This window comes from Nonomuraea sp. NPDC004702, from assembly GCF_053601695.1.
In genome coordinates this window covers 1-21,912 of sequence record NZ_JBSGCE010000006.1, presented here as the reverse complement: position 1 = coordinate 21,912, position 21,912 = coordinate 1, and the positions used below count along the sequence as shown (strand labels likewise).

The 21,912-nt window shown below is 72.2% G+C and carries 23 protein-coding genes; 9 read left to right on the top strand and 14 right to left on the bottom strand.

Annotated elements, in window-relative coordinates:
• Window positions 1–57: 57 nt before the first annotated feature.
• From ACWEJ6_RS10135 to ACWEJ6_RS10120, 4 genes are read left to right on the top strand one after another with little or no spacing between them, the layout of a single operon-like run.
• On the top strand, window positions 58–1,056 hold the full coding sequence (locus ACWEJ6_RS10135; protein ID WP_452422803.1) for a hypothetical protein: 999 nt from the start codon (window positions 58–60) through the stop codon (window positions 1,054–1,056).
• Window positions 1,057–1,094: 38 nt separating this feature from the next.
• On the top strand, window positions 1,095–2,213 hold the full coding sequence (locus ACWEJ6_RS10130; protein WP_452422801.1) for a sensor histidine kinase: 1,119 nt from the start codon (window positions 1,095–1,097) through the stop codon (window positions 2,211–2,213).
• Window positions 2,210–3,310, top strand: coding sequence for a sensor histidine kinase (locus tag ACWEJ6_RS10125; protein ID WP_387663965.1), 1,101 nt, complete (start codon window positions 2,210–2,212; stop codon window positions 3,308–3,310). Before ACWEJ6_RS10130 ends, ACWEJ6_RS10125 begins: the two co-directional genes overlap by 4 nt.
• Complete coding sequence (locus tag ACWEJ6_RS10120) at window positions 3,307–3,906, top strand: response regulator transcription factor (RefSeq protein WP_125646369.1); 600 nt, start codon at window positions 3,307–3,309, stop codon at window positions 3,904–3,906. Before ACWEJ6_RS10125 ends, ACWEJ6_RS10120 begins: the two co-directional genes overlap by 4 nt.
• 32 nt (window positions 3,907–3,938) lie before the next feature.
• Here ACWEJ6_RS10120 and ACWEJ6_RS10115 read toward each other — a convergent pair whose 3' ends face one another.
• From ACWEJ6_RS10115 to ACWEJ6_RS10105, 3 genes are all read right to left on the bottom strand, one after another.
• A complete protein-coding gene (locus tag ACWEJ6_RS10115) occupies window positions 3,939–5,081 on the bottom strand; it encodes a DUF418 domain-containing protein (RefSeq protein WP_452422799.1) in 1,143 nt (380 codons plus the stop codon).
• Between the two features lie 69 nt (window positions 5,082–5,150).
• Complete coding sequence (locus tag ACWEJ6_RS10110) at window positions 5,151–5,558, bottom strand: STAS domain-containing protein (RefSeq protein WP_452422797.1); 408 nt, start codon at window positions 5,556–5,558, stop codon at window positions 5,151–5,153.
• 82 nt (window positions 5,559–5,640) lie between these two features.
• Window positions 5,641–6,891, bottom strand: a complete 1,251-nt coding sequence (locus ACWEJ6_RS10105; RefSeq protein ID WP_352359183.1) for a class I SAM-dependent RNA methyltransferase — start codon at window positions 6,889–6,891, stop codon at window positions 5,641–5,643.
• Window positions 6,892–6,988: 97 nt separating this feature from the next.
• Here ACWEJ6_RS10105 and ACWEJ6_RS10100 point away from each other — a divergent pair, with 97 nt between their 5' ends.
• Window positions 6,989–8,629: an alpha/beta hydrolase gene (locus ACWEJ6_RS10100; RefSeq protein WP_452422795.1), complete on the top strand. Its 1,641-nt coding sequence runs from the start codon at window positions 6,989–6,991 to the stop codon at window positions 8,627–8,629.
• Here ACWEJ6_RS10100 and ACWEJ6_RS10095 read toward each other — a convergent pair.
• Complete coding sequence (locus tag ACWEJ6_RS10095; protein WP_452422793.1) at window positions 8,616–10,661, bottom strand: APC family permease; 2,046 nt, start codon at window positions 10,659–10,661, stop codon at window positions 8,616–8,618. The genes ACWEJ6_RS10100 and ACWEJ6_RS10095 overlap by 14 nt on opposite strands.
• Before the next feature lie 101 nt (window positions 10,662–10,762).
• Between ACWEJ6_RS10095 and ACWEJ6_RS10090 the strand changes: the two genes are divergently transcribed.
• Genes ACWEJ6_RS10090 through ACWEJ6_RS10080 form a run of 3 tightly spaced genes read left to right on the top strand, consistent with a single transcriptional unit; the run spans window position 10,763 to window position 12,497 of the window.
• Window positions 10,763–11,428 carry a potassium channel family protein gene (locus ACWEJ6_RS10090; protein WP_352324052.1) on the top strand — a complete coding sequence of 222 codons (666 nt, stop codon included), beginning with the start codon at window positions 10,763–10,765 and terminating at the stop codon, window positions 11,426–11,428.
• Window positions 11,428–12,087: a potassium channel family protein gene (locus ACWEJ6_RS10085; protein WP_352324051.1), complete on the top strand. Its 660-nt coding sequence runs from the start codon at window positions 11,428–11,430 to the stop codon at window positions 12,085–12,087. Before ACWEJ6_RS10090 ends, ACWEJ6_RS10085 begins: the two co-directional genes overlap by 1 nt.
• A 2-nt stretch (window positions 12,088–12,089) precedes the next feature.
• Window positions 12,090–12,497 carry a TIGR03668 family PPOX class F420-dependent oxidoreductase gene (locus tag ACWEJ6_RS10080; RefSeq protein ID WP_452422790.1) on the top strand — a complete coding sequence of 136 codons (408 nt, stop codon included), beginning with the start codon at window positions 12,090–12,092 and terminating at the stop codon, window positions 12,495–12,497.
• Here ACWEJ6_RS10080 and ACWEJ6_RS10075 read toward each other — a convergent pair.
• The 9 genes from ACWEJ6_RS10075 to valS form a co-directional block, all read right to left on the bottom strand.
• The gene (locus tag ACWEJ6_RS10075; protein WP_387663953.1) at window positions 12,463–12,945 is read right to left on the bottom strand and encodes an NUDIX domain-containing protein; all 483 of its coding nucleotides are present in this window, start codon (window positions 12,943–12,945) and stop codon (window positions 12,463–12,465) included. The two genes, ACWEJ6_RS10080 and ACWEJ6_RS10075, sit on opposite strands and share 35 nt — an antisense overlap.
• A 267-nt stretch (window positions 12,946–13,212) precedes the next feature.
• The gene (locus ACWEJ6_RS10070) at window positions 13,213–13,767 is read right to left on the bottom strand and encodes a Uma2 family endonuclease (protein ID WP_452422788.1); all 555 of its coding nucleotides are present in this window, start codon (window positions 13,765–13,767) and stop codon (window positions 13,213–13,215) included.
• A gap of 3 nt (window positions 13,768–13,770) precedes the next feature.
• Window positions 13,771–14,442, bottom strand: a complete 672-nt coding sequence (locus ACWEJ6_RS10065) for a DUF3159 domain-containing protein (RefSeq protein ID WP_387663949.1) — start codon at window positions 14,440–14,442, stop codon at window positions 13,771–13,773.
• A 4-nt stretch (window positions 14,443–14,446) separates the two neighbouring features.
• Window positions 14,447–14,833, bottom strand: coding sequence for an OB-fold nucleic acid binding domain-containing protein (locus ACWEJ6_RS10060; RefSeq protein ID WP_352324045.1), 387 nt, complete (start codon window positions 14,831–14,833; stop codon window positions 14,447–14,449).
• 101 nt (window positions 14,834–14,934) lie between these two features.
• A complete protein-coding gene (locus tag ACWEJ6_RS10055) occupies window positions 14,935–15,573 on the bottom strand; it encodes a DUF3710 domain-containing protein (RefSeq protein WP_387663947.1) in 639 nt (212 codons plus the stop codon).
• Window positions 15,574–15,632: 59 nt separating this feature from the next.
• Window positions 15,633–16,073: a dUTP diphosphatase gene (dut, locus tag ACWEJ6_RS10050; protein WP_352324043.1), complete on the bottom strand. Its 441-nt coding sequence runs from the start codon at window positions 16,071–16,073 to the stop codon at window positions 15,633–15,635.
• A complete protein-coding gene (locus ACWEJ6_RS10045; RefSeq protein WP_352324042.1) occupies window positions 16,070–16,624 on the bottom strand; it encodes a PaaI family thioesterase in 555 nt (184 codons plus the stop codon). The genes dut and ACWEJ6_RS10045 overlap by 4 nt, the downstream gene beginning before the upstream one ends.
• A 75-nt stretch (window positions 16,625–16,699) precedes the next feature.
• Window positions 16,700–17,863 (bottom strand): AI-2E family transporter, encoded by a 1,164-nt coding sequence (locus ACWEJ6_RS10040; RefSeq protein ID WP_452422785.1) that lies wholly within the window; start codon window positions 17,861–17,863, stop codon window positions 16,700–16,702.
• Window positions 17,864–17,973: 110 nt separating this feature from the next.
• Window positions 17,974–20,451: a valine--tRNA ligase gene (gene valS / locus ACWEJ6_RS10035; protein WP_452422783.1), complete on the bottom strand. Its 2,478-nt coding sequence runs from the start codon at window positions 20,449–20,451 to the stop codon at window positions 17,974–17,976.
• Between the two features lie 107 nt (window positions 20,452–20,558).
• Here valS and ACWEJ6_RS10030 point away from each other — a divergent pair, with 107 nt between their 5' ends.
• A complete protein-coding gene (locus ACWEJ6_RS10030) occupies window positions 20,559–20,843 on the top strand; it encodes a DUF4235 domain-containing protein (RefSeq protein WP_352324039.1) in 285 nt (94 codons plus the stop codon).
• Here the strand turns inward: ACWEJ6_RS10030 and ACWEJ6_RS10025 are convergent.
• Window positions 20,776–21,912: alpha,alpha-trehalose-phosphate synthase (UDP-forming) (locus ACWEJ6_RS10025; RefSeq protein WP_452422780.1), on the bottom strand; the 1,137-nt coding region annotated here is incomplete at its 5' end. The genes ACWEJ6_RS10030 and ACWEJ6_RS10025 overlap by 68 nt on opposite strands.

Below are 21,912 nucleotides of genomic sequence, written 5' to 3'. Positions count from 1 at the left end.
CTTGCTACCTTCACCAGCAACCGCTGAAAGTAGCCGATCGATCACGATGGGTGGCATATGTCGCGGAAAGCAAGAGAGTCCGGCACGCTCCCCCGCCCGCTGGCGGTGCTCGCCGCGCTCGCGCTCGCCGGAGCCACGGCCCTGGCGATCCGGATGTTGCCCGCGGGCGCCGAGCCCGCGCCGCCGTCGGGCGCCGCTCCCGTCCGCTTCGCGCCGCCGGAGCGGCCGGCGGCGGTCCGGCAGCCGCCGCGTTCGTTCGTGGGGTTCGTCGACACCGCCCGCGACCCGGGCTTCGACCTGGCGGCCGAGTCGCGCGCCACCGGCGTCGCCCGGTACGCGCTCGGCCATCTCGTCGCCGGCGACGACGGCTGCCTCGTCCGGTGGGCCGGGCCGCCGCGGCCGGCGGGCGACCCGGTGGCCGCGGGGCTCGGGCGGCTGAGGGCGGCGGGCGGCGACGCCTTCCCGGTGTTCGGCGGGCCCGGCGGGGACGACCCGGCCGTCACGTGCACCAGGCCGGGCGGCCTGGCCACCGCCTACCGCAGGGCGGTCGGCGCGTTCGGGGCCGCCGCGGCGGGGTTCGAGATCCGCGACGCCGACCCGGCCGCCGCGCTGCGCAGGGCGCGGGCGCTGCACGCCCTCCAAGGGGAACGGCCGCTGCGGGTCTTCTTCACCCTGCGCCTGACACCGGACGGCCTCGACGCGGCCGACCTGGCGGCACTGCGCGCGACCCGGCGGGAGGGCGTCCGGGTGGACGCCGTCGAGCTGCTGGCCGAGATGGAGCCGCGCACCGGGCCGCAGGGGCGGCTGCGCAGGCTGGGATCGGCCGTGCGGGCGGCGGCCGGGCAGCTCGCGCGGGCCTACGGCCTGCCCGGCGAGGAGCAGGTCTGGGAGCGGCTCGCCCTGACCCCGGTGCTCGCCAGGCCCGGCGATCTGGACGAGCCGGAGGCCCGCAAGCTGTCGGAGTACGCCGTCCGGCACGGACTGGCCTGGTTGTCGCTGCGCGGCACACCCCCCAAACCGGAAATATCCCGCATTCTCTGGAAGACCCACTCCTGACATAGGATTTTCCCCGAATCCAGGGGGTGAGGACGACGATGGCGAGCCGTGCCGCGAGCGCGCGCAAGATCCTCATCCACTGGATGGACGCCATGATCATCCTGCTGGGCCTGGTGTTCGTCACCCTCGTCCTCATCTACACCGCGCGCGGCCTGATGGGCGTCCCGCAGGCGCTGCTCGCGATCGCCTTCCTGGCGGGCCAGTTCACGCTGTTCCCCTCCGTCCTGCGGGCCGCCTTCGACGACCGCCCGCGGCCCACGGCGAAGCTGCTGGTGTCCGGGGCGTGCGCGGCCGGCTCGGTGCTGCTGCTGCCGCACGACGAGATGGCGAGCACGGCCACCTGGCTGGAGACCGGCGTCCTGTGGGTGTCGGTGGTCGCGTTCTACCTGCCGCTGTGGGCCACGGCCTGCCTGGGCGCCGCCGTGACCGTCCTGGTCAGCGCGTACGTCGTGCTGATCACCGACCGGTCCTGGGCCGGCACGCTGATCCCCGAGGCGGCCAGTTGCGCGCTCATGGTCGCGGCCATGCTGCTGTGGCGCTGGCTGTGGTGGACGATCAGGGACGCCAACGACGGCCAGGAGGCCAAGGCGCGCCTGGCCATCGCCGAGGAGCGCCTGCGCTTCGCCCGCGACCTGCACGACCTGCTCGGCCGCAGCCTGTCGGTGATCACGCTGAAGAGCGAGCTGGCGGCCAAGTTGTCGGCCAAGGACCAGGCCAGGGCCCTCGCCGAGATGGACGCGGTGCGCGAACTGGCCCGCGACTCGCTGGCCGAGGTGCAACTGGCCGTGGACGGCTACCACACGCTCGACCTGGACACCGAGCTGGCCGGCGTACGGTCGGCGCTGGAGGCGGCCGGCGCCCGCTGCCTGATCGAGACCAGGGCCGGCGACCTGTCCCCCGCCGGGCGCGCGCTGCTGGCGTGGGTCGTGCGCGAGGGCGGCACGAACGTGCTCAAGCACAGCTCGGCCACCACCTGCGCGATCACGATCGAGGGCGGCGTGCTGGAGATGCGCAACGACGGCGTCAAGGACCTCTCCGCAGCCCCGGGCAGCGGCCTGCGCGGCCTGTCGGAGCGCCTGACCACGGCGGGCGGCTCGCTCTCGGCCGCCCCGACGCCCACCGGCGAGTTCCTGCTGCGCGCGGCGGTGCCCGCGTGAGGCGGCCGACCCGGCTGGACAAGGTCCGCTGGCTGATCGTCTACTCCACCGACATCATCCTGCTGGTGTCCGCGACCGGCTTCTACAACCTGTACCTGCTCGGGCAGAACGTCGACCTGCCCCGGCAGGTGTTCGTGGCCGCCGGCGTGCTGCTGCTGGTGTTCATGGCGCTGGCCACGCGGCCGTTCCGGATCGCCGTGCGCGGCGGACCCCGCCCGACGGCGCTGCTGGCCGTCTCCGGGGTGCTCGCCCTGGTCCTCGCGGCCGGCACGATCCTGTACACCGTGCCGGTGTGGCTGGCGATGCTGGCCCCCTTCGTCCGCCGCCGGACGATCGTCACGTTGTCGGTCGGCTGGATCGCCGTCCTGGTGGTCGTCCTCGCGCTGACCATGGGCCTGCCCGTGGAGATGTTGTCGGCGGTCGTGGTGCTGGCCGTGTTCACCGGGATCGGCGTGGGCGGCGTGCTGGCGAACCTGTGGTTGTGGCGGGTGGCCAAGGAGGCGCACGAAGGGCAGGAGGCCAGGTCCAGGCTGGCGGTCTCGGAGGAACGGCTGCGCTTCGCCCGCGACCTCAACGACCTGCTCGGGCAGAGCCTGGCCGACGTCTCGGCCAGGACCGCCCGCGCCGCCGGCTCGCTGCCCGGCGACCCGGCCGCCGCCGAGCGGGCCATGTTCGAGGTGCGCGACCTGGCCAGGCGGTCGCTGCGCGAGGTGCGGACCGTGGTGCAGAACTACCGGGCGCTCGACCTGGACGAGGTGCTGGCCGGCGTCCGGGCGGTGCTGGAGGCGGCCGAGGTCCGCTGCACGGTGCGGGCCGACACCACGGCGCTGGCCCCGGAGGCGCGCACCCTGCTCGCCACCGTCGTCCGCGAGGGCGCCACCAACGTGCTCAAGCACAGCAAGGCCGAACGCTGCACGATCACGATCGAGAACGGGGTCCTGGAGATGTCCAACGACGGGGTGAGCGGCCCGGTGGGCGAGCACGCGGCCAACGGGCTGGCGGGGCTGGCCCAGCGGGTCGGCGCGGCGGGCGGCGTGCTGCGGGCCGAGCCGACGTCCGACGGCGGCTACCTGCTGCGCGCGGCGGTGCCGGCATGACCACCCGCGTGCTGCTCGCCGACGACGAGCACCTGATCCGCGGCGCGATCGCCGCCCTGCTCGACCTGGAGGACGGCATCGAGGTCGTGGCCCAGGTGGGCCGGGGCGACGAGGTCGTGGACGCGGTCGCCGAACACCGCCCCGACGTGGCCGTGCTGGACATCGAGATGCCCGGCATGGACGGCCTGAGCGCCGCCGAGCGGATCAGCGCCCAGTGCAAGATCGTCATCCTGACCAGCCTGGGCCGCCCCGGCTACCTGCGCAGGGCGATGGCCGCCGGCGTGAGCGGCTTCCTGGGCAAGGACGCCTCCGCCGAGGAGCTGGCCATGGCGATCCGCAAGGTCATGGCCGGCGGCCGCTACCTGGACGCCGAGCTGGCCGCCGCCGCGATGGCCGCCGGCGACAGCCCGCTGACCGAACGGGAGCGCGACGCGCTGCGCCTGGCGGGCGACGGGGCGACGATCTCCAGGATCGCCGGCGAGCTGCACCTCACCGAGGGCACGGTGCGCAACTACCTGTCCAGCGCCATGACCAAGCTCAACGCCCAGAACCGGCTGGAGGCGATCCGCACCGCCCAGCGCATGGGCTGGCTCTGACCTCAGCGCCGGCGTCCTCAGCCCCGGCCCTCTCAGCGCCAGTTGGTGATCCGGCGCAGCACGTACTCCACCGGGCCGTGGCGGTGGGTGCGCAGCCAGCGTCCGCTCGCCCACACGAGCACGGTATAGATCACCAGGGCGACGCCCATCACCGCGATCGGTGACAGCCTGCCCGCGAGGGCGAGCCCGTACCCGGTGAAGACCAGGGCGATGAGCAGCGACTGGCCGACGTAGTTGGAGGCGGCCACCCGTCCCGGCGCGGCCAGGACGCGGCCCGCCGCCGGGAAGCGGCCGATCAGCCGGAGCAGGGTGGCGACGTAGGCGGCGGCCAGCAGGATCGAGGTGAGCGTGTTGACCGCGCCGCCGAGCAGCTCGACCGCGCCGGTCCGGCCGGACGTCCAGGCGTACAGCAGGCCGCCGGGCAGGCCGACGCCGAAGCCCGCCCACTGGACGCGGGCCAGCAGGCGGGGCCGCTGCCCGAGGCCCTCCAGCAGCCTGGACTTGCCGGCCGCGAGCCCGAACAGGAACATGGCCAGCGCGGTCGGCCCCTGGAAGAGCCAGATCATCGCCACCAGCGGCGGGTAGAGCTCGGTCTGCATCGTCAGGAAGTCCAGCGGCCCGCCGGTGGCCAGGGCCAGCACGCGGGCGGCCGCCGCCGGGTCGGCCGCGGCGGGCTGCCCGGCGGCCGGGTCGAGGGTGGACAGCCAGGCGAGGGCCAGCCAGAACAGGGTCAGCACGCCGATGATCGAGGAGCCGGCGATGACGGCCGTCCTCGGTCTGAGCCCGCGCAGGGCCAGCAGGACCAGGCCGAGCACGGCGTACAGGGTGAGGATGTCGCCGATCCACAGCAGCAGACCGTGGGCCAGCCCGATGACGAACAGCACCAGGCAGCGGCGCAACGTCCTGGCCCGCACGCTCGCCCCCGCCCGCTCGGCCGCCCGCATCTGCAGCGTGAAGGAGTACCCGAACAGGAACGAGAAGATGATGTAGAACTTCGTCAGCACGAACGCCGTGATCGCCAGAGCCACGGGCCCGTCGGGGATGGGCATGGCGCCCGACAGCGCGTACCCCGGGTCGGCCAGGAAGCCGATGTTCGCGACCAGGATGCCCGCCAGCGCGAACCCGCGTACGGCGTCGATCTCCTGGACGCGTCCGGCGAGGGTGGTTTGCGTCATGCCCCGACGCTAGGGACGCCTCCCCGCGCGGCGCGTCCGTCCTTGGTCTGGACGGGCGTGACCAAAGGCTCAGCCGGGCGGATCGGCCGCGGCGGCGGCCACGGCGGCATCGGCGGTGGGGTAGACCGGCAGGTGAGCGTCGACCCCGGTGATCTCCAGCAGCCGGGCCGGGGCGCCCTGCGGGGCCGCGAGGTAGACCCGCGCGTCGTGCGTGCGGGCCTCCTGGTGGCAGGCGAGCAGGGCGTGCAGCCCCGAGCTGTCCATGAACGTCATCGCGCTCAGGTCGAACACCACGTGATCGGCCGGACGCGCCCTGGCCTGCCGGACGTGCTCCCGTAATCGCGTGTGGTTGGTGGCGTCGACCTCACCGCACACCTCGATCACGGTCACGCCGGGCAGGTGCCAATGGCTCATCGTCAGCGGCGTCATCGGCGGCCTGTCCGATCCTGGGCGGCCCGCGCCTCCGGAGGCGACCATGGATGCACGATAGACAGCTTCACCCGCCCGGGGTTCCGGCAAACCGTCACGATGAGGTCACGCCTTGGCCGGGCGGCGGCGGTCAGCGCTTCACCAGCAGCGCCACGCACTCGACGTGGTGGGTCATCGGGAAGGCGTCGAAGGCGCGCAGGTCGGTCAGCTCGTAGCCCAGCTCGCCCAGCCACTTGAGGTCTCTGGCCAGCGTCGCCGGGTCGCAGGAGACGTAGACGATGCGCAGCGCCTCCAGCCCCGCGACGCGCTCCACCACCTCGCGCCCGAGGCCCGACCGCGGCGGGTCGACCACGACGAGGTCGGCGCGCTCGATCTGGAACCGGTCGAGCGCCTCCTCGACCCGGCCGCGCTCGACCCTGGCCTGCGGCAGGTCGCGCAGGTTGGCGCGGGCGTCACGGACGGCCGCCGCGTCGGACTCCAGCCCGAACACCGCGCCCTCAGGCCCGACCGCCTCGGCCAGCCCGGCCGCGAACAGGCCGACCCCGCAGTAGAGGTCGAGCGCCCACTCCCCCGGCTCGGGCGCGGCGTAGGCCAGCACCGCGTCGAGCAGCGTCTCGGCCGCCCCCGGGTGCACCTGCCAGAAGCCGCTGCCCGCGACCCGGAACTCGCGGTCGCCCACGTGCTCGTGCAGCACGCCGGAGCCGCGGCGCGGCACCGTGCGGCCCTTGCCCTGGTCGAGCAGGATCGAGGCGGGCGCGTCGAGCTCGGGCACGCTCACACTGCGCCGCGGGCGCGGCGAGACCACCACGGCACGGTCGCCGCCGGCGGAGGCGATGACCTCGATGCCGGCCGCGCCGGGCCACTCGTGGTCTTCGGCGGCGACCGCCTCGACCTCGGGGTGGGCGATCAGGCAGGCGTCGACGACCTCGATCTCGTGCGAGCGGTGCCGGCGGAAGCCCAGCTCGCCGGCGGGCGTGGCGGCGAACTGCACGCGGGTGCGCCAGCCGAGCCCGTCCTTGGCGCCGGGCACCTCCTCCACGACGACCTCGCGCTCGATGCCCGCCAAGCGGTGCAGCTGCTCGGCCACGACCTGGGCCTTGAGCCGGCGCTGCGCCTCAAGCGTGGCGTGCTGCCAGTCGCAGCCGCCGCAGCGGCCGGGGCCGGCGTACTGGCAGGGCGGGACGACGCGGTCGGGCGAGGGCTCCAGGATCTCCACGGCGTCGGCGCGCAGGAACCGGCTGGTCTCCTCGGTCACGTCGGCGATCACCCGCTCGCCGGGCAACGCGTGCCGGACGAAGACCACCCGCCCTTCATGGCGTGCCACACACCAGCCGCCATGCGCGACCGGACCGACCGTCAGCTCCAGAGATGCCTGTTCCACACCCCCACCCTATGGTGAGCCGCCACGGGCGACGTCCTCGTCCCCCGCCTCGCGCCCCGGACAGCCACTTTCCGGACTTGAGTCACTACTGTGGGTGATGATGGACAGAGGTCGGGTGGTGCGCCGGCGGCTCGGATTCGGGGGCACGCTGCTGGCCGTGCTGTTCGCCTGCGCCTCGCTGACGCCGTCGCTGCTGCCGCGCACGTGGCTGTTCCAGGGCGTGATGGGCGCGGTCACCGGCATCCTCGGCTACGGCGTGGGGGCCGCGGCGGGCGCGCTGGGCCGGGCGGCGATCCCGTACCGGCTGCCGGAGCGGGGAAGGCGGGCCGCCTGGCAGATCATGATCGGCGGCTGCTCGGGGCTGACCGTCGTGGCGCTCTGGTACAGCATCGACTGGCAGCGCGACGTGCGGGCGCTCATGGGCATGGACACCCGCATCACCTGGTTCCCGCCGGTGATCCTCGCGGTGGCGGTCACGCTCTTCGCGCTGTGCCTGCTGCTGGCCCGTCTCGTCCGGCTGGCCGGGCGCGGACTGATCGACTGGCTCGACCGGTACGTCCCCGCCTACGTGGGCCACATCGCCGGCGTGCTGATCGTCGCCTCCGTGGTCGCGGTGCTCGCCGACGACGTGCTGTTCTCGGGGTTCCTCAACACGATGAGCGACGTCTCCTCGGTCACCAACCAGGGCACGCATCCGGGCGTGCGCCGGCCCGGCTCGGCCAAGGTGTCCGGCGGGCCCGGGTCGCTGGTGGCCTGGGACTCCCTGGGCCGCGAGGGCCGCCGCTTCACCGGCACCGCCTCCACGGTCTCCGAGCTGACCGCCTTCTCCGGCCGGCCGGCGACCGAGCCCATCCGCGTGTACGTCGGCCTCGGCGCCACCTCCTCGCCCCGGCAGCAGGCCGCGGTGGCCGTACGGGAGCTGGAACGGACGGGCGGCTTCGGCCGTCCGGTGCTCGCGGTGCTCGGCACGACCGGCACCGGCTGGGTCGACCAGCACATCGCCGACTCGCTGGAGTTCATGTACAACGGCGACACCGCCATGGTCGCGGTGCAGTACTCCTACCTGCCGAGCTGGGTGTCGTTCCTGGCCGACCGGCACAAGGCGGCGGCCGCCGGGCGGGCCCTGTTCGAGGCGGTGCGCGCCAGGTGGGACCGGCTCCCGCCCGGCCACCGGCCCCGGCTGCTGGTCGCCGGTGAGAGCCTCGGCTCCTACGAGCTGGAGAACGCCTTCCGCGACCTGACCGACCTGGTCGCCCGGACCGACGGCGCGCTGTTCGTCGGCCCGCCCAACGCCAACCACATCTGGGACCGCCTCACCGCCCACCGCGATCCCGGCACCCCCGTCTGGCGGCCGGTCTACCAGGGCGGCAGGACGGCCCGCTTCGCCCAGCACCCGGCCGACCTGTGGCGCCCCCAGAGCCCGTGGCCGCCGCCGCGCGTGGTCTACCTGCAGAACGCCACCGACCCCGTCGTGTGGTGGTCGCCCGCGCTGATCTACCACCGGCCCGCCTGGCTGGAGGGCCCGCGGGGGCCCGGGGTGAACCCGCAGATGAACTGGTTCCCGCTGGTGACGTTCTGGCAGGTGCTGGTGGACATGACGGCGGCGATGTCCGTGCCGCCCGGCCACGGCCACCGCTACGGCGCCAACATCGTGGACGGGTGGGCCGCCGTCGCCGCGCCGCCGGGCTGGACGGCGTCCGACACGTGGCGGCTGCGGACGCTGGTCAGCGCGCCTTGATCTCTCCCTCGTCCTTGACGGTCTGGTGCCAGGGACGGCGCACCGCGCCCGGCGCGTACGGCTCGGGCCGGCCCTTGAGCCGGTCGGAGGAGTGGAGCTGCCAGGGCACGCTGGTCACCATGACGCCCGGCTTGAACAGCAGCCTGGCCTTCAGCCGCAGCGCGCTCTGGTTGTGCAGCAGGTGCTCCCACCAGTGGCCGACGACGTACTCGGGGATGAAGACGGTGACCACGTCGCGCGGCGAGCGGCGGCGCAGGGTCTTGACGTAGTCGAGGATGGGCTGGGTGATCTCGCGGTAGGGCGAGTCGAGCATCTTGAGCGGCACCGGGATGCCGCGCCGCTCCCACTCCTCCTGCAGCTGGCGCGCCTCCTCGCCCTCGACGCCGACCGTGATCGCCTCCAGCGAGGACGGCCGGGTGGCGCGGGCGTAGGCGAGCGCCCGCATGGTCGGCTTGTGGATCTTGGAGACCAGCACGATCGCGTGGTTGCGGGCCGGCAGCATGGCGGGCTCGTAGTCGTCGGTGATCTCCAGCTCGGTCGCGACCTTGTCGTAGTGGCGGCGGATGCCCTTCATCATGAGGAACAGCACCGGCATCGCGATGACCACGATCCACGCCCCGACCAGGAACTTGGTCAGCAGCACGACGATCAGCACCAGGCCGGTCATGATGGCGCCGAAGAAGTTGATCACGCGCGAGCGGTGCATCTGGTGGCGGACCTGGCGGTCGGTCTCCGTCTTCAGGTGACGGGTCCAGTGGATGACCATGCCGGTCTGGCTGAGCGTGAAGGAGACGAACACGCCGACGATGTAGAGGTTGAGCAGGCGGCTGACGTCGGCCTGGAAGCCCCACAGCAGCAGGCAGGCGCCGAGGGCCAGGATGATGATGCCGTTGGAGAAGGCCAGGCGGTCGCCGCGGGTGTGGAGCTGGCGCGGCAGGTAGCGGTCCTGGGCGAGGATCGAGCCGAGCACGGGGAAGCCGTTGAAGGCGGTGTTCGCGGCCAGGAACAGGATGAGCGCGGTCACCGCGGAGATCACCACGAACGGCAGCGAGCCGCCGCCGAACACCGCGTCGGCCACCTGCGAGATGATCGGCTGCTGGTAGTAGCCCTCGCCGACCGGGGTGCCGTCGGGCCTGAGCAGGTCGTGTGCGACGACGCTCGGCTCGGCCACCCGCACGCCGGAGGCCAGCCCCAGCGCGATGATGCCGCCGAACATGGTGATGGCGATCAGGCCCATCATGAGCAGGGTCGTGGCGGCGTTCTTGCTCTTGGGCTTGCGGAAGGCGGGCACGCCGTTGCTGATGGCCTCGACGCCGGTCAGCGCGGCGCAGCCGGAGGAGAAGGCGCGCAGGATCAGGAAGGCCGCGGCGAAGGAGGCCAGGTTCGTCTGCTCGGGCCGGATGGTGAACCCGGCGCTGGGCGCCCTCAGCTCGTCGCCGAACACCAGCAGCCGGATGCCGCCCCAGGCGACCAGGCCGATCACCGCGAACATGAACGCGTACGTGGGGACGGCGAAGGCGGCGCCGGACTCGCGGATGCCGCGCAGGTTGACCACCGTGAGCAGGATCACGATGATGATGGCGATCGCGGGCCGGTGCTCGGCCACGAACGGGATGGTCGCGCCGACGTAGTCGACGCCGTTGGCCACCGACACGGCGACGGTCAGCACGTAGTCGACCATGAGGGCGCTGGCGACGGTGAGCCCCGCGTTCTTGCCCAGGTTGGTGGTGGCCACCTCGTAGTCGCCGCCGCCGCTCGGATAGGCGTGCACGTTCTGCCGGTACGACGCCACGACCGTGAGCATCACCACCACGACGGCGACGGCGATCCACGGACTGTAGGAATAGAACGAGACGCCCGCCAGCGACAGGATGACCAAAATCTCCTGCGGGGCGTAGGCCACCGAGGACAGCGCGTCACTGGCGAAGACCGGCAGGGCGATGCGTTTGGGCAGGAGTTGCTCGTGGAGCTGCCCGCTTCGCAGGGCACGTCCCACGAGCACGCGTTTGACAAGATCCGTTACCTTCGCCACGTAACGAGATGCTAGCCGCATGCCGATGCCCTAAACGCGGCGCTCCCCCATCGGGCCATACTGGTGTCGAGCAACCGGCCGACCGCGAAGTGCGGGGGAGTATGCATATTGTGATCATGGGATGCGGCAGGGTCGGTTCGACCCTCGCCCACATCCTCGAGGACAGCGGCCATTCCGTCGCCATCATCGACCGTGACCCGCAGGCGTTCCGCCGCCTGCGCGCGGGGTTCCGGGGGCGGCGGGTGACGGGCGTCGGCTTCGATCGCGACGTGCTCACCGAGGCCGGCATCGAGTCGGCGGCCGCCTACGTCGCCGTCTCCAGCGGCGACAACTCCAACATCATCTCCGCGCGCGTGGCCCGCGAGACGTTCGGCGTCGACAACGTGGTGGCCCGCATCTACGACCCCCGGCGTGCCGAGGTCTACCAGCGGCTGGGCATCCCCACGGTGGCCACCGTCCGCTGGACGGCCGACCAGATCCTGCGCCGCATCCTCCCCGAGGGCGCCGAGCCGCTGTGGCGCGACCCCACGGGCACGGTCGTGCTGGCCGAGGTGGCCGCCAACCAGGCCTGGATCGCCACCCGCGTCGTCGACCTGGAGAGCCGGGCCGGCGCCCGCGTGGCCTTCATCAACCGCATGGGCGAGGCCCTGACCATCACGGACGAGACCGTGGTGCAGGAGGGCGACCTGCTCCACGTCATCGCGGCCGAGAACGACATGGACCGGATCAACAAGGTGCTCGCCGCGGCGCCGGAACAGGACGACTGATGCGCATCGCCATCGCCGGCGCGGGCGCCGTGGGCCGTTCCATCGCCTCCGAGCTGCTGGAGAACGGCCACGAGGTCCTGCTCATCGACGTCGACCCGCGGGCGATCAAGATCGACAGCGTGCCGCGCGCCGAGTGGCTGCTCGCCGACGCGTGCGAGATCGCCTCGCTCGACGAGGCCGGGCTCGGCAACTGCCACGTCGTGGTGGCCTCCTCCGGCGACGACAAGGTCAACCTCGTGGTGTCGCTGCTGGCCAAGACCGAGTACGGCGTGCCGCGCGTGGTGGCCCGCATCAACCACCCCAACAACGAGTGGCTGTTCAACGAGTCGTGGGGCGTCGACGTCGCCGTCTCGACGCCGCGGCTGCTGAGCGCGCTGGTGGAGGAGGCGGTCAGCGTCGGCGACCTGGTGCGGCTGATGACGTTCCGCCAGGGCCAGGCCAACCTGGTCGAGCTGACGCTGGCCGAGGACGCCCCGGTGGTGGGCCAGCGCGCCGGGTCGGTGCCGTGGCCGGTCGACTCCGCGCTGGTGGCGATCCTGCGCGAGGGCCGGGTGCTGGTGCCCACCGCCGACGACCCCCTGGAGGCGGGCGACGAGCTGCTGTTCGTGGCCAGCCAGGAGGTCGAGGAGGAGCTCGCCCACCTGCTCTCGCAGCGCTGAGCATGGACGCCGGCCGCGCCCGGTCGCTGTTCGAGGGCGCCCGCGTCGCCCGCCTGGCGACGGCCGACGCGGCCGGGGTGCCGCGCGTGGTGCCCGTCACCTTCGCCGTCCTCGGGAACGACGTGGTCACCGCCGTCGACCACAAGCCGAAGAGCACCCACGACCTGGCGCGGCTGCGCGACATCCGGGCGAACCCGCGGGTCAGCCTGCTCGCCGACCACTACGAGGACGACTGGACCAGGCTGTGGTGGGCGCGCGCCGACGGCACCGCGACGGTGTGCGAGGACGGCCACGACGCCGCCCTGCGGGCGCTGGCCGGCAAGTACGACCAGTACCGGCGGCGGCCACCCGAAGGGCCGGTGATCGTGGTCGCGGTCAGTCGGTGGTCGGGGTGGGCGTACTCGGGATGAGCAGGTCGCGGTGGGCGCCCTGCAGCCCCTCGGGCAGGTCGTCGGCGGTGACCCAGCGGGCTTCGAGGATCTCCAGCGGGTCGATCCTGAGCGTGCCGCCGACGAGCCTGGCCTCGTAGGCCACCTCGGCCCGCAGCCCGAACCCGCTGCGCACGCGCAGCAGCCGGCCGGTGCGCACGCGCAGGCCGGTCTCCTCGAACACCTCGCGCTCGACCGTGCCCTCGAACGTCTCGTCCCGCCTGGCGAACCCGGTGGGGAAGCCCCACTGCCGCCCCTCCTGCCACAGACGGTGACGCAGGACGAGCACCCGGCCGTCGGAGTCGCGTACGAGGCCGGTGACGCCGACCATGAAGGTGGCGTGGGTCAGCCACAACACCCGCCAGCGAAGCCGCCCGCCCAGCGCCTTCCACACCCGCGCCACCACCCAGCCCACCACATTCCCCCTCATCTCCCCCAGACTCCCACGCCCACCGACCTCCCGCTCCCCCGCTCCGTCCCCGCCTGGCATGTCGAGCCCGCCGGGTCGCTGCGCCAGGGCGGGCCGGGGTCGTGCGGGGGGCAGGACCGCACCGCAACCCGCGCGGCGGGCGCCGGCAGCTCGCGCGCCACCGCGAACCCGATGCCCGCCCGGCGGCTCACCCCGGTCACCACCGCCACTGGCCCCGCCAGGGACCCTCGTCCATGGCTCGTTCGAGCATCATGGCGGGCCGAGAGGTCAGAGGCGATGAATCTGGCTAAGGTCGACGTCGAGGTCGAAGGGGACGGTCAGCTTGAGCCTGTCGTGGTGGATGCCGGTGAGCGCGTAGGCGCGGGTGGTGGGGTCCCGCTCGTAGACGTATACGAAGGGCTCGCCGCCGTCGTCCTCGACCCGCCAGAAGTGCGGAATCCCGGCCGCGGCATAGAGAGCCGGCTTACGGTCGCGGTACTCGGCCGGGACGACCTCGGCGACCAGCAGCAGATCCTGGGCACGATAGAAGGTCTCGCCGCCGTCGTCGCGCACCGCGCCCGCCCTGACCACGCTGACGTCCGGCTGCGGGCGCTGGCGGGCGCCCAGAATGACGCTCATCCCCCGCCGCACCCGGAACTCCAGGGGGACGGCCCGGCGCAGGCCGGCGACGAGCAGATCGACCACGGTCGAGCGGAAGGACGACTGGGGGCCCGCGCAGACCAGCCTTCCGTCGATCAGTTCCGTACGCGCGGGCAGGTCAGGCAGAAGGTCGAGGTCTTCCGCGACGAGCCCCCCAGGCGCGACCCGCCCGTCCTCCGGCACGGGTCAGGCCGGGGCGACCGGGGGCTTGATGGGGGTGCGGCCGCGGCCGAGCAGCCAGAGCATCGCGGCCAGGGCCGCCACCTGCAGGGGCCAGCCCATCACGATCTTGGCGAAGCCGAGCGCGGCCACCGCCTCGTCACCGCCGCCGAACAGGTAGACCGGGCCCTGCACGGCCACCCGCACCACGCACGGCACCATGAGCAGCCAGGTCAGCCGCGTGCAGAGCCGGACGACGCCCGCGTCTTTGTGCCAGCCCACCGGGTCGTTGGTGACCGAGCCGATGAGGAACCCGACGACCGGCCAGCGCGTGACGATGGACAGCAACATGCCCAGCGAGTACGCGCCGTTCCACAGGATGCCGGGCAGGAAGTAGTCTTTCGCGTTGCCGGTGCGGCTGGCGAAGAACGCCCCGATGGCGATGCCGATCAGGCTGTTGATCACGAACTGCGGCGTGGACCGCTGGACCACCCTGACCAGCAGGAGCACCACCGAGAGCGAGATGCTGACGATGAGCGACGTCTTCAGGTCTTCGGTGACGATCCACGAGACCGTGAAGGCGATCGTCGGCACCGCGGCCTCGATGATGCCGCGGACGCCGCCGAAGGCCTTGGCGAGCTGGGCTCGCACCGCCGCCTCGACGGTCTCGTGCGCGGCCTCTTCCGCCTCAGCACTCACCTGATCAACTCCCTGGGCGCAGTTCGTATCGCGGATTGAACATCACCTTGCGCCCGTCCTGCATGCTGACCAGGCCCTCGGCCTTGACCGTGCGGCCCGGCTCGATGCCGACGATCTTGCGGCGGCCGAGCCACACCAGGTCGATCACGTCGGACCCGTCGTACAGCTCGGCCTCCAGGGCGGGGGCGCCGCCCCGCGGGCGCAATGTCACCGTACGTAGCGTACCCGCTACACAGAACCTGCGGCGCCCGCCACACGACACGATGGGCGTCGCGCCGACCTCGTCGGCGTCTTCCCGCAGTTCCTGGGCCTCGATCTCCGACTGGGTCGTGGCCAGCCGGCTGAAGAAGCCGCGCAATCCCCCGCGTTTCGGAGGCTCTGCCGTACTCATGATGGTTCAGCCTATGTGATGGTAAGCCGTCAGCGAATAGCCGATGGGGGGTCTTGGGAATGTCGCCGGGCTGGGCCGGGCGGGGCCCGGAGAGGTGACGCTCAGCGGGTCTCGCTGATTTCCGGGCCGCGCTTGAAGGGGCTGAACGCCGGGCGTTCGTCCTGCTCGCCGGCCTGCCGCTCGTGCGGACGGCTCAGCGTGATGGGCTCCTCGCGGGCCATCGGCTCGTCGCCGCGCACGACCACGACGTCCTTGACGAAGTCGATGAACGCCCCGGAGACGCGCTCGTCGAGGGCGCCGGGGCCGGTGATGGCGGCCAGGAGGAACCAGCGCGGGCCGTCGATGCCGATGTAGCGGGCCGCCCGGCTGCCGCCTTCCATGGCGACCTCGCCGGCCAGCTCGACGCCGAACGGGCCCTCCCGCTCCTCCAGCGTCTTGGCCTGGGCGACGATCTTGGTCCTGACGTCGTCCCACAGGCCGCCCGAGCGCGGCGCGGCCAGCGCCTGGAGCTGCAGCGAGCTGTCCTCGTACAGGACGACGACACCGACGTGCTGGTCGCCGAGCGAGGCCAGGCGCACGTCGAAGTCGGGGTTGTGCGGCAGCCGCAGGCCGCCGAGGTCGATCCTGTCCGTGTCGGGGTGGGGCTCGTCGGCGTCCCACGGGCCGGACTCGCGGGTAGGGGCCGGGGACTCCTGCTCGGCCACCGTCTCCGGCTGCTCACGACGACGACGTCGGAACACGTTCCTCACTCTCCCTGTTCGCGGGGCCGGAGCCCCAGGCTTGCTTCGGGCCGGCCGCTTCAGCGGCCCGTCGATCCGAATCCGTTGGCGCCGCGCACCGAGCCGGGCAGGCGTTCGACCTCGTAGAAGGCCGCGCGCTCGACCCGCTGGACCACGAGCTGGGCCACCCGGTCGCCGCGCTGGAGGCGGAACGGCTCCTTGGCGTCGGTGTTGATCAGCGTCACCTTGATCTCGCCCCGGTAGCCCGCGTCGACGGTGCCGGGGGCGTTGACGAGCGTGACGCCGTGGCGGGCCGCCAGGCCGGAGCGCGGGTGCACGAACGCGGCGTAGCCGTCGGGCAGCGCGATCGCCACGCCGGTGCCGACCACGGCCCGCTCGCCGGGCAGCAGCTCGACGTCCTCGGCCGCGTAGAGGTCGGCGCCGGCGTCGCCCGGGTGGGCGTAGGACGGCACCGGCAGCCCGGTGTCGAGCCGCTGGATGAGGACCTCCACGTCGCTCACGGGTTCACCTCGAAGTCCTGGTGTTCGGCGGCGATGGCCGCAAGGTCGCCGTGCTCAGCGAAGTGTTCCATGCTCACCTCGATGAACAGCGCCGCCGCGCGGACGGCGACCGGTCCGTCGGGGGCGCCGACGCGCCCCTCAGCCTCAAGGTACGCCTTCCTGCCCGTGATCCCGTTGCACCAGGCGCGCAGGTGGAGTGTCGTGCCCACGGGAACGGGGAGAAGGTAGTCGGTCTCCAGCCGGGCCGTCACATAGGGCTTGTGGAACAGGTAGACCGACATTCCGATGACCTCGTCCATCGCGGCGGCCAGCACGCCGCCGTGGGCGAGCATCGGCGCGCCCTGGTGGGCCTCCCCCACGGTGAACTCGGCCTCGACCGTGACGCCGTCCGGCGTGGCGGCCTTCAGGTGCAGGCCGGTCGGGTGGTCGCCGCCGCAGCCGAAGCAGCGGCTGTAGTGGGAGCCGAGGGAACTGCCCGGCGCCGGGGCGCCGGGATGGGCCGCGGGCGCCGAGGCGTCCGGCGGCGGGGTGGTGAGGGAGGAACGCGTCACGGGTGACGAGGTTACTCGCTGCGGCCCCTGGACTCGCCCTCGACACCGGATCGGAACCACCCGGCCCGCCTCACGTCACCCCGCCGCGGCAACCGCACCCCCGGACGGCGGCTCGCCGGCGGGAGGGGCGCCTCCGGACGGCGGTTCCTCCGCCGGCGGCTCGTGGTGGGGCGGTGGTGGCAGGGCGGGCGGTTTGTGGCGCAGCTCGGGCAGCGCCCGGTAGATCACCGCCGCGACCGGCACGGCCACGGCCGCTCCCGCGATGCCGGCCAGGATGCCGCCGACCGACAGCACCAGGATGATCGCCAGCGGGTGGAAGTTGAGCGCCCTGCCCACGATCAGCGGCTGGAGCACGTGGTTCTCCAGCTGCTGCTCGACGATGAGGATGCCGAGGAAGATCAGTGCGTAGACCAGGCCCTTGGCGCCGAGGGTGACGAGGGTGGCGACGGTGCCGGCGAAGAAGATGCCGACGATGGGGATGAAGCTGGCGAAGAAGATCAGCACCGCCAGCGGCGCCCACAGCGGCACCCCCATGCCGGCCAGCACGATGCCCATGATGAGGCCGTGCACGGCGGCCACGGCCACGGTGCCCTGGACGTAGTGGGAGAGCGTGGTCCAGGCCGCCCGGCCCGCCCGGTCGACCCGCGGCGACATCGAGCCGAAGGCGCGCAGGAACCACGACCAGATGCGGTCGCCGTCCTTGAGCAGGAAGAACGTCACGAACAGCAGCAGCACGATGGACGCGAGCACCTCGATCGCGACGGCGCTGGCCGACAGCACCGTGCCGGTGATGGCGGTGCGCTGGGCGTTGACCATCGTGGCGATCTCGTCGACGTAGCCGGTGATCTGGGCCTGCTTCAGGTGCAGCGGGCCGGTGATCAGCCACTCCTGGACCGAACGCGCGGTGGCCTGCACCTGCGTGACCAGGTTGGGGAACTCCTCGCTGGCCCGCGCGCCGACCAGCCAGCCGGTGCCGGCCAGGACGGCGAGCGCGACCAGCATGGTCAGCCAGGTGGCGTAGATGGGCCGCAGGCCCGCCCGCCGCAGGCTCTTGGTCAGCGGGAACAGCAGCGCGGTCAGCAGCAGCGCGATCGCCACGGGCAGCGCCACGAAGGTGAGCCGGGCGATCGCCTGGACGAAGAAGTAGACGACCACGCCGACGAGGATCAGGCACCCGCACCATGCGGCCATCTTGGCCAGCACGGGCGGTACGAGTGTGGTGGGGCGGTCGATCTGCACGTGTTCAAGACTGGCACGTCCGGGCCGGGGATGCGCACCGATAAAACGCCGGGATGCCGGACGGGCGGTGAGGGAGGCGCCCCTCACCGCCCGTGCCGGACGGCCGTGCCTCAGCCCAGGTGCACCTCGACGGTCAGCACGTCGCCGCCGTCGAGGACGAACTCCTCGACGACTCCGGCCGCGCACAGGTCGTCTTGGGCCTGCCGGACGAGATCGGCCTCGGGCCCCGTGACGGTCAGCCTGGACACCTCGGCCCGCATCGACAACTTGGCCTCCGACTTGGCCTTGCGGATCCGACGCAGCACCTCCGAGGCCACGGTCAGCACCGCCGGGTCGCCCGTGCCGCGCTCGGGAGCCGGCCAGGCGGCGCGGTGGACCGAGCCCTCGCGCCACCAGGACCACACCTCCTCGGTCACGAACGGCAGCACCGGCGCGAACAGCCGCAGCAGCACGTCGAGCGCCTGCCGCAGCGCCGCGTGCGCCGAGGCGGCGGCCGGCCCGGACTCGTACGCCCGCGCCTTGACCAGCTCCAGGTAGTCGTCGCAGAAGGACCAGAAGAACCGCTCGACGGCCTCCAGCGCGCGGGTGTGGTCGTAGGACTCGAACGCCTGCGTGGCCTCGCGGGCCATGTCGGACAGGGCGGCGAGCATCGACAGGTCGACCGGCTCGGTGACCTCGCCGTCGCTGCCGGCCAGCCCGAGCACGAACTTCGAGGCGTTGAGGATTTTGATCGCCAGCCGCCTGCCGATCTTGAGCTGGCCCACGTCGAACGTGGTGTCCACGCCGTAGCGGCCGTTGGCGGCCCAGTAGCGGACGGCGTCGGAGCCGTGCTGCTCCAGCAGGTCGAGTGGGGTGACCACGTTGCCCTTGGACTTGGACATCTTCTTGCGGTCGGGGTCGAGGATCCAGCCGGAGATCGCCACGTCGGTCCACGGCAGCGCGTCGAACTCCAGGTGGGAGCGGACCACCGTGGAGAACAGCCAGGTGCGGATGATCTCGTGCGCCTGCGGCCGCAGGTCGTAGGGGGACACGCGCCGGTAGAGGTCGTCGTCGCTCGCCCAGCGGCCGGCGATCTGCGGCGTCAGGGACGAGGTCGCCCAGGTGTCCATGACGTCGGGGTCGGCCATGAACCCGCCGGGCACGCCCCGCTGCTCCTCGCTGTAGCCGGGCGGCACGTCGGAGGACGGGTCGACCGGCAGCGACTCCTCGGCCGGCAGGATCGGCGCGTCGTGGACCGGGTTGCCGGCCTCGTCCAGCGGATACCACACCGGGAACGGCACGCCGAAGAAGCGCTGGCGGGAGATCAGCCAGTCGCTGGTCAGGCCCTCGACCCAGTTGTCGTAGCGCACCCGCATGTGCGGCGGGTGCCAGGCCAGCTCGCTGCCGCGTTCCAGCAGCCGGGCGCGCAGCGCCTGCTCGCGCCCGCCGTTGCGGATGTACCACTGGCGGGTGGTGACGATCTCCAGCGGCTTGTCGCCGCGCTCGTAGAACTTCACCGGGCGCTGCACCGGACGCGGGTCGCCGTCGAGGTCGCCGGACTCGCGCAGCAGCTCGACGATGCGCTCGCGCGCGCTGTGGACGGTCTTGCCGGCCAGTTCCTTGTACGGCTCCGGCTCCACGCCGTCGGGCGGCTCGGGCAGCAGCCGGCCGTCCCAGCCGATGACCGGCCGGGTGGGCAGGTGCAGCTCACGCCACCAGGTGACGTCGGTGACGTCGCCGAACGTGCAGATCATCGCGATGCCGGACCCCTTGTCGGGCTCGGCCAGGTGGTGGGCCAGGATCGGCACCTCGACGCCGAACAGCGGCGTGAGCGCGGACGTGCCGAACAGCGGCTTGTAGCGCTCGTCGTCGGGGTGGGCGACCAGCGCGACGCAGGCCGGGATCAGCTCGGGCCTGGTCGTCTCGATCCAGATCGGCCCGCGCTCGCCGTAGAAGGAGATGCGGTGGAAGGCGCCGGGCCACTCGCGGTCCTCCAGCTCGGCCTGGGCCACCGCGGTGCGGTAGGTGACGTCCCACAGCGTGGGCGCCTCGGCGAGGTAGGCCTCGCCGCGGCCGAGGTTGCGCAGGAACGCCCGCTGGGAGACCGCCTGCGACTCGTCGCTGATCGTGGTGTAGAGCAGGTCCCAGTCGACCGACAGGCCGACCCGGCGCCAGACCTCCTCGAACGCCTTCTCGTCGATGGCGGTGAGCTGGTGACACAGCTCGACGAAGTTGCGCCGCGAAATCGAGATCTCACGTTTGCCCGGCTTGTCCGGTGGAACGAAGTCAGGATCGTACGGCAGCGACGGATCGCAGCGCACCCCGTAGACGTTCTGCACCCGCCGCTCGGTAGGCAGGCCGTTGTCGTCCCAGCCGATGGGGTAGAACACCGACTTGCCGATCATCCGCTGGTAGCGGGCCATGATGTCGCTGTGGGTGTAGGAGAAGACATGACCGACGTGGAGGGAGCCGGACACGGTCGGCGGCGGCGTGTCGATGGAGTAGACCTGCTCGCGCGGCTTGGACCGGTCGAAGCGGTAGGTGCCCTCCTCCTGCCAGCGAGCTACCCATACCTGCTCCAAGCCGTCGAGGGTCGGCTTTTCCGGCATGGATGCATGGCGTAGTCGCTGTTGAGTCATGCCTCCTTATGGTACGGCTTCGGGGGCCCGGCAAGCGTTAGAGACTAGTGTTCGTTACATAGGGGAAGGGAGTTGGCATGGCGGAGGACAAACCCGACATCGCCTGGCGCGTCATCGGTGGTCTGGTGGGCATGGCGACCGCCTGGGGGATGAGGAAGCTCCTCGGGTTCGTCTGGGTCAAGGCGACCGGCAAGGAGCCGCCCCTCGACGACGACTCGCCCGAGGTGAGCATGGGTGAGGCGATCGGTTACGCGATCCTCACCGGCGTCGGGATGTCCGTGGCGCAGATCGTGGTCAACCGGACCGCCAAGAAGCGCTACGACGCGTGGAAGTCTGTGAAGCAGGTGACTCAAGGGCACTGAGGAACTCGCTCGCCCAGCGGTCCACGTCGTAGGTGGCCACCCGGCGGCGCATCGTGCGCATCCGCCGGGCCAGCTCGTGCGGCGTGGCCCGCATGGCGGCGATCATCTGCCGCTTGACGTCCTCGATGTCGTACGGGTTCACCAGGTACGCCTGCCGCAGCTCGTCGGCCGCTCCGGTGAACTCGCTGAGCACCAGCGCGCCGTGCAGGTCGTGGTGGCAGGAGATGTACTCCTTGGCCACCAGGTTCATCCCGTCGCGCAGGGGCGTGACGACCATGACGTCGGCCGCCAGGTAGAGCGCGGCCAGCTCGTCGTGGCCGTAGGACTGGTGGAAGTACTGGATCGGCTGCACCCCGATCTGGGCGTGCTCGCCGTTGATCCGGCCCACCTGCAGCTCGATGTCGTCGCGCAGCTTGCGGTACTCGTCCACGCGCTCGCGGCTCGGGGTGGCGATCTGCACGAAGACCGCCTCGTTCGGGCGCAGGCTGCCGTCCTTGAGCAGCTCGCCGAACGCCTCCAGACGCTGGCCGATGCCCTTGGTGTAGTCGAGCCGGTCCACGCCGAGCAGCACGTGCTCGGGATCGCCCAGCTCGCCCCTGATCTCCTTGGCCCGCGCCACGACGTGCGGCTCGCGCACCAGCGTGTCGAGCTGCCCGAAGTCCACCGAGATCGGGAACGCCTGCGTGGTCACCACCCGGTCGTCCAGGAAGATCTCGTTCCCCTTGTACGGCAGCCCGAGCAGCCGCCGGCACAGCCTGCGGAAGTTCGAGGCGCCGCCGGGCAGCTGGAAGCCGACCAGGTCGGCGCCGAGCAGCCCCTCGACCAGCTCCTTGCGCCAGGGCAGCCGCCAGAACAGCTCGACGGGCGGGAAGGGGATGTGCAGGAAGAAGCCGATCCGCAGGTCGGGCCGCAGCCGTCGGAGCATCGCGGGCACGAGCTGGAGCTGGTAGTCCTGCACCCAGACGACGGCCCCTTCCTCGGCGGCCTCGGCGGCGGCCGCGGCGAAGCGCTCGTTGACCGAACGGTAGGTCTCCCACATCTCCCGCTCGAACACCGGCGGCGCCACCAC

What these genes read in the sequence shown, in the direction of transcription:
- ACWEJ6_RS10135 (WP_452422803.1), top strand. Translation starts at nt 58, where the DNA reads ATGTCGCGGAAAGCAAGAGAGTCCGGCACGCTCCCCCGCCCGCTGGCG.
- ACWEJ6_RS10130 (WP_452422801.1), top strand. Translation starts at nt 1,095, where the DNA reads ATGGCGAGCCGTGCCGCGAGCGCGCGCAAGATCCTCATCCACTGGATG.
- ACWEJ6_RS10120 (WP_125646369.1), top strand. Translation starts at nt 3,307, where the DNA reads ATGACCACCCGCGTGCTGCTCGCCGACGACGAGCACCTGATCCGCGGC.
- ACWEJ6_RS10115 (WP_452422799.1), bottom strand. Translation starts at nt 5,081, where the DNA reads ATGACGCAAACCACCCTCGCCGGACGCGTCCAGGAGATCGACGCCGTA.
- ACWEJ6_RS10110 (WP_452422797.1), bottom strand. Translation starts at nt 5,558, where the DNA reads ATGGTCGCCTCCGGAGGCGCGGGCCGCCCAGGATCGGACAGGCCGCCG.
- ACWEJ6_RS10100 (WP_452422795.1), top strand. Translation starts at nt 6,989, where the DNA reads ATGATGGACAGAGGTCGGGTGGTGCGCCGGCGGCTCGGATTCGGGGGC.
- ACWEJ6_RS10090 (WP_352324052.1), top strand. Translation starts at nt 10,763, where the DNA reads ATGCATATTGTGATCATGGGATGCGGCAGGGTCGGTTCGACCCTCGCC.
- ACWEJ6_RS10085 (WP_352324051.1), top strand. Translation starts at nt 11,428, where the DNA reads ATGCGCATCGCCATCGCCGGCGCGGGCGCCGTGGGCCGTTCCATCGCC.
- ACWEJ6_RS10080 (WP_452422790.1), top strand. Translation starts at nt 12,090, where the DNA reads ATGGACGCCGGCCGCGCCCGGTCGCTGTTCGAGGGCGCCCGCGTCGCC.
- ACWEJ6_RS10075 (WP_387663953.1), bottom strand. Translation starts at nt 12,945, where the DNA reads ATGAGGGGGAATGTGGTGGGCTGGGTGGTGGCGCGGGTGTGGAAGGCG.
- ACWEJ6_RS10060 (WP_352324045.1), bottom strand. Translation starts at nt 14,833, where the DNA reads ATGAGTACGGCAGAGCCTCCGAAACGCGGGGGATTGCGCGGCTTCTTC.
- valS (WP_452422783.1), bottom strand. Translation starts at nt 20,451, where the DNA reads ATGCCGGAAAAGCCGACCCTCGACGGCTTGGAGCAGGTATGGGTAGCT.
- ACWEJ6_RS10030 (WP_352324039.1), top strand. Translation starts at nt 20,559, where the DNA reads ATGGCGGAGGACAAACCCGACATCGCCTGGCGCGTCATCGGTGGTCTG.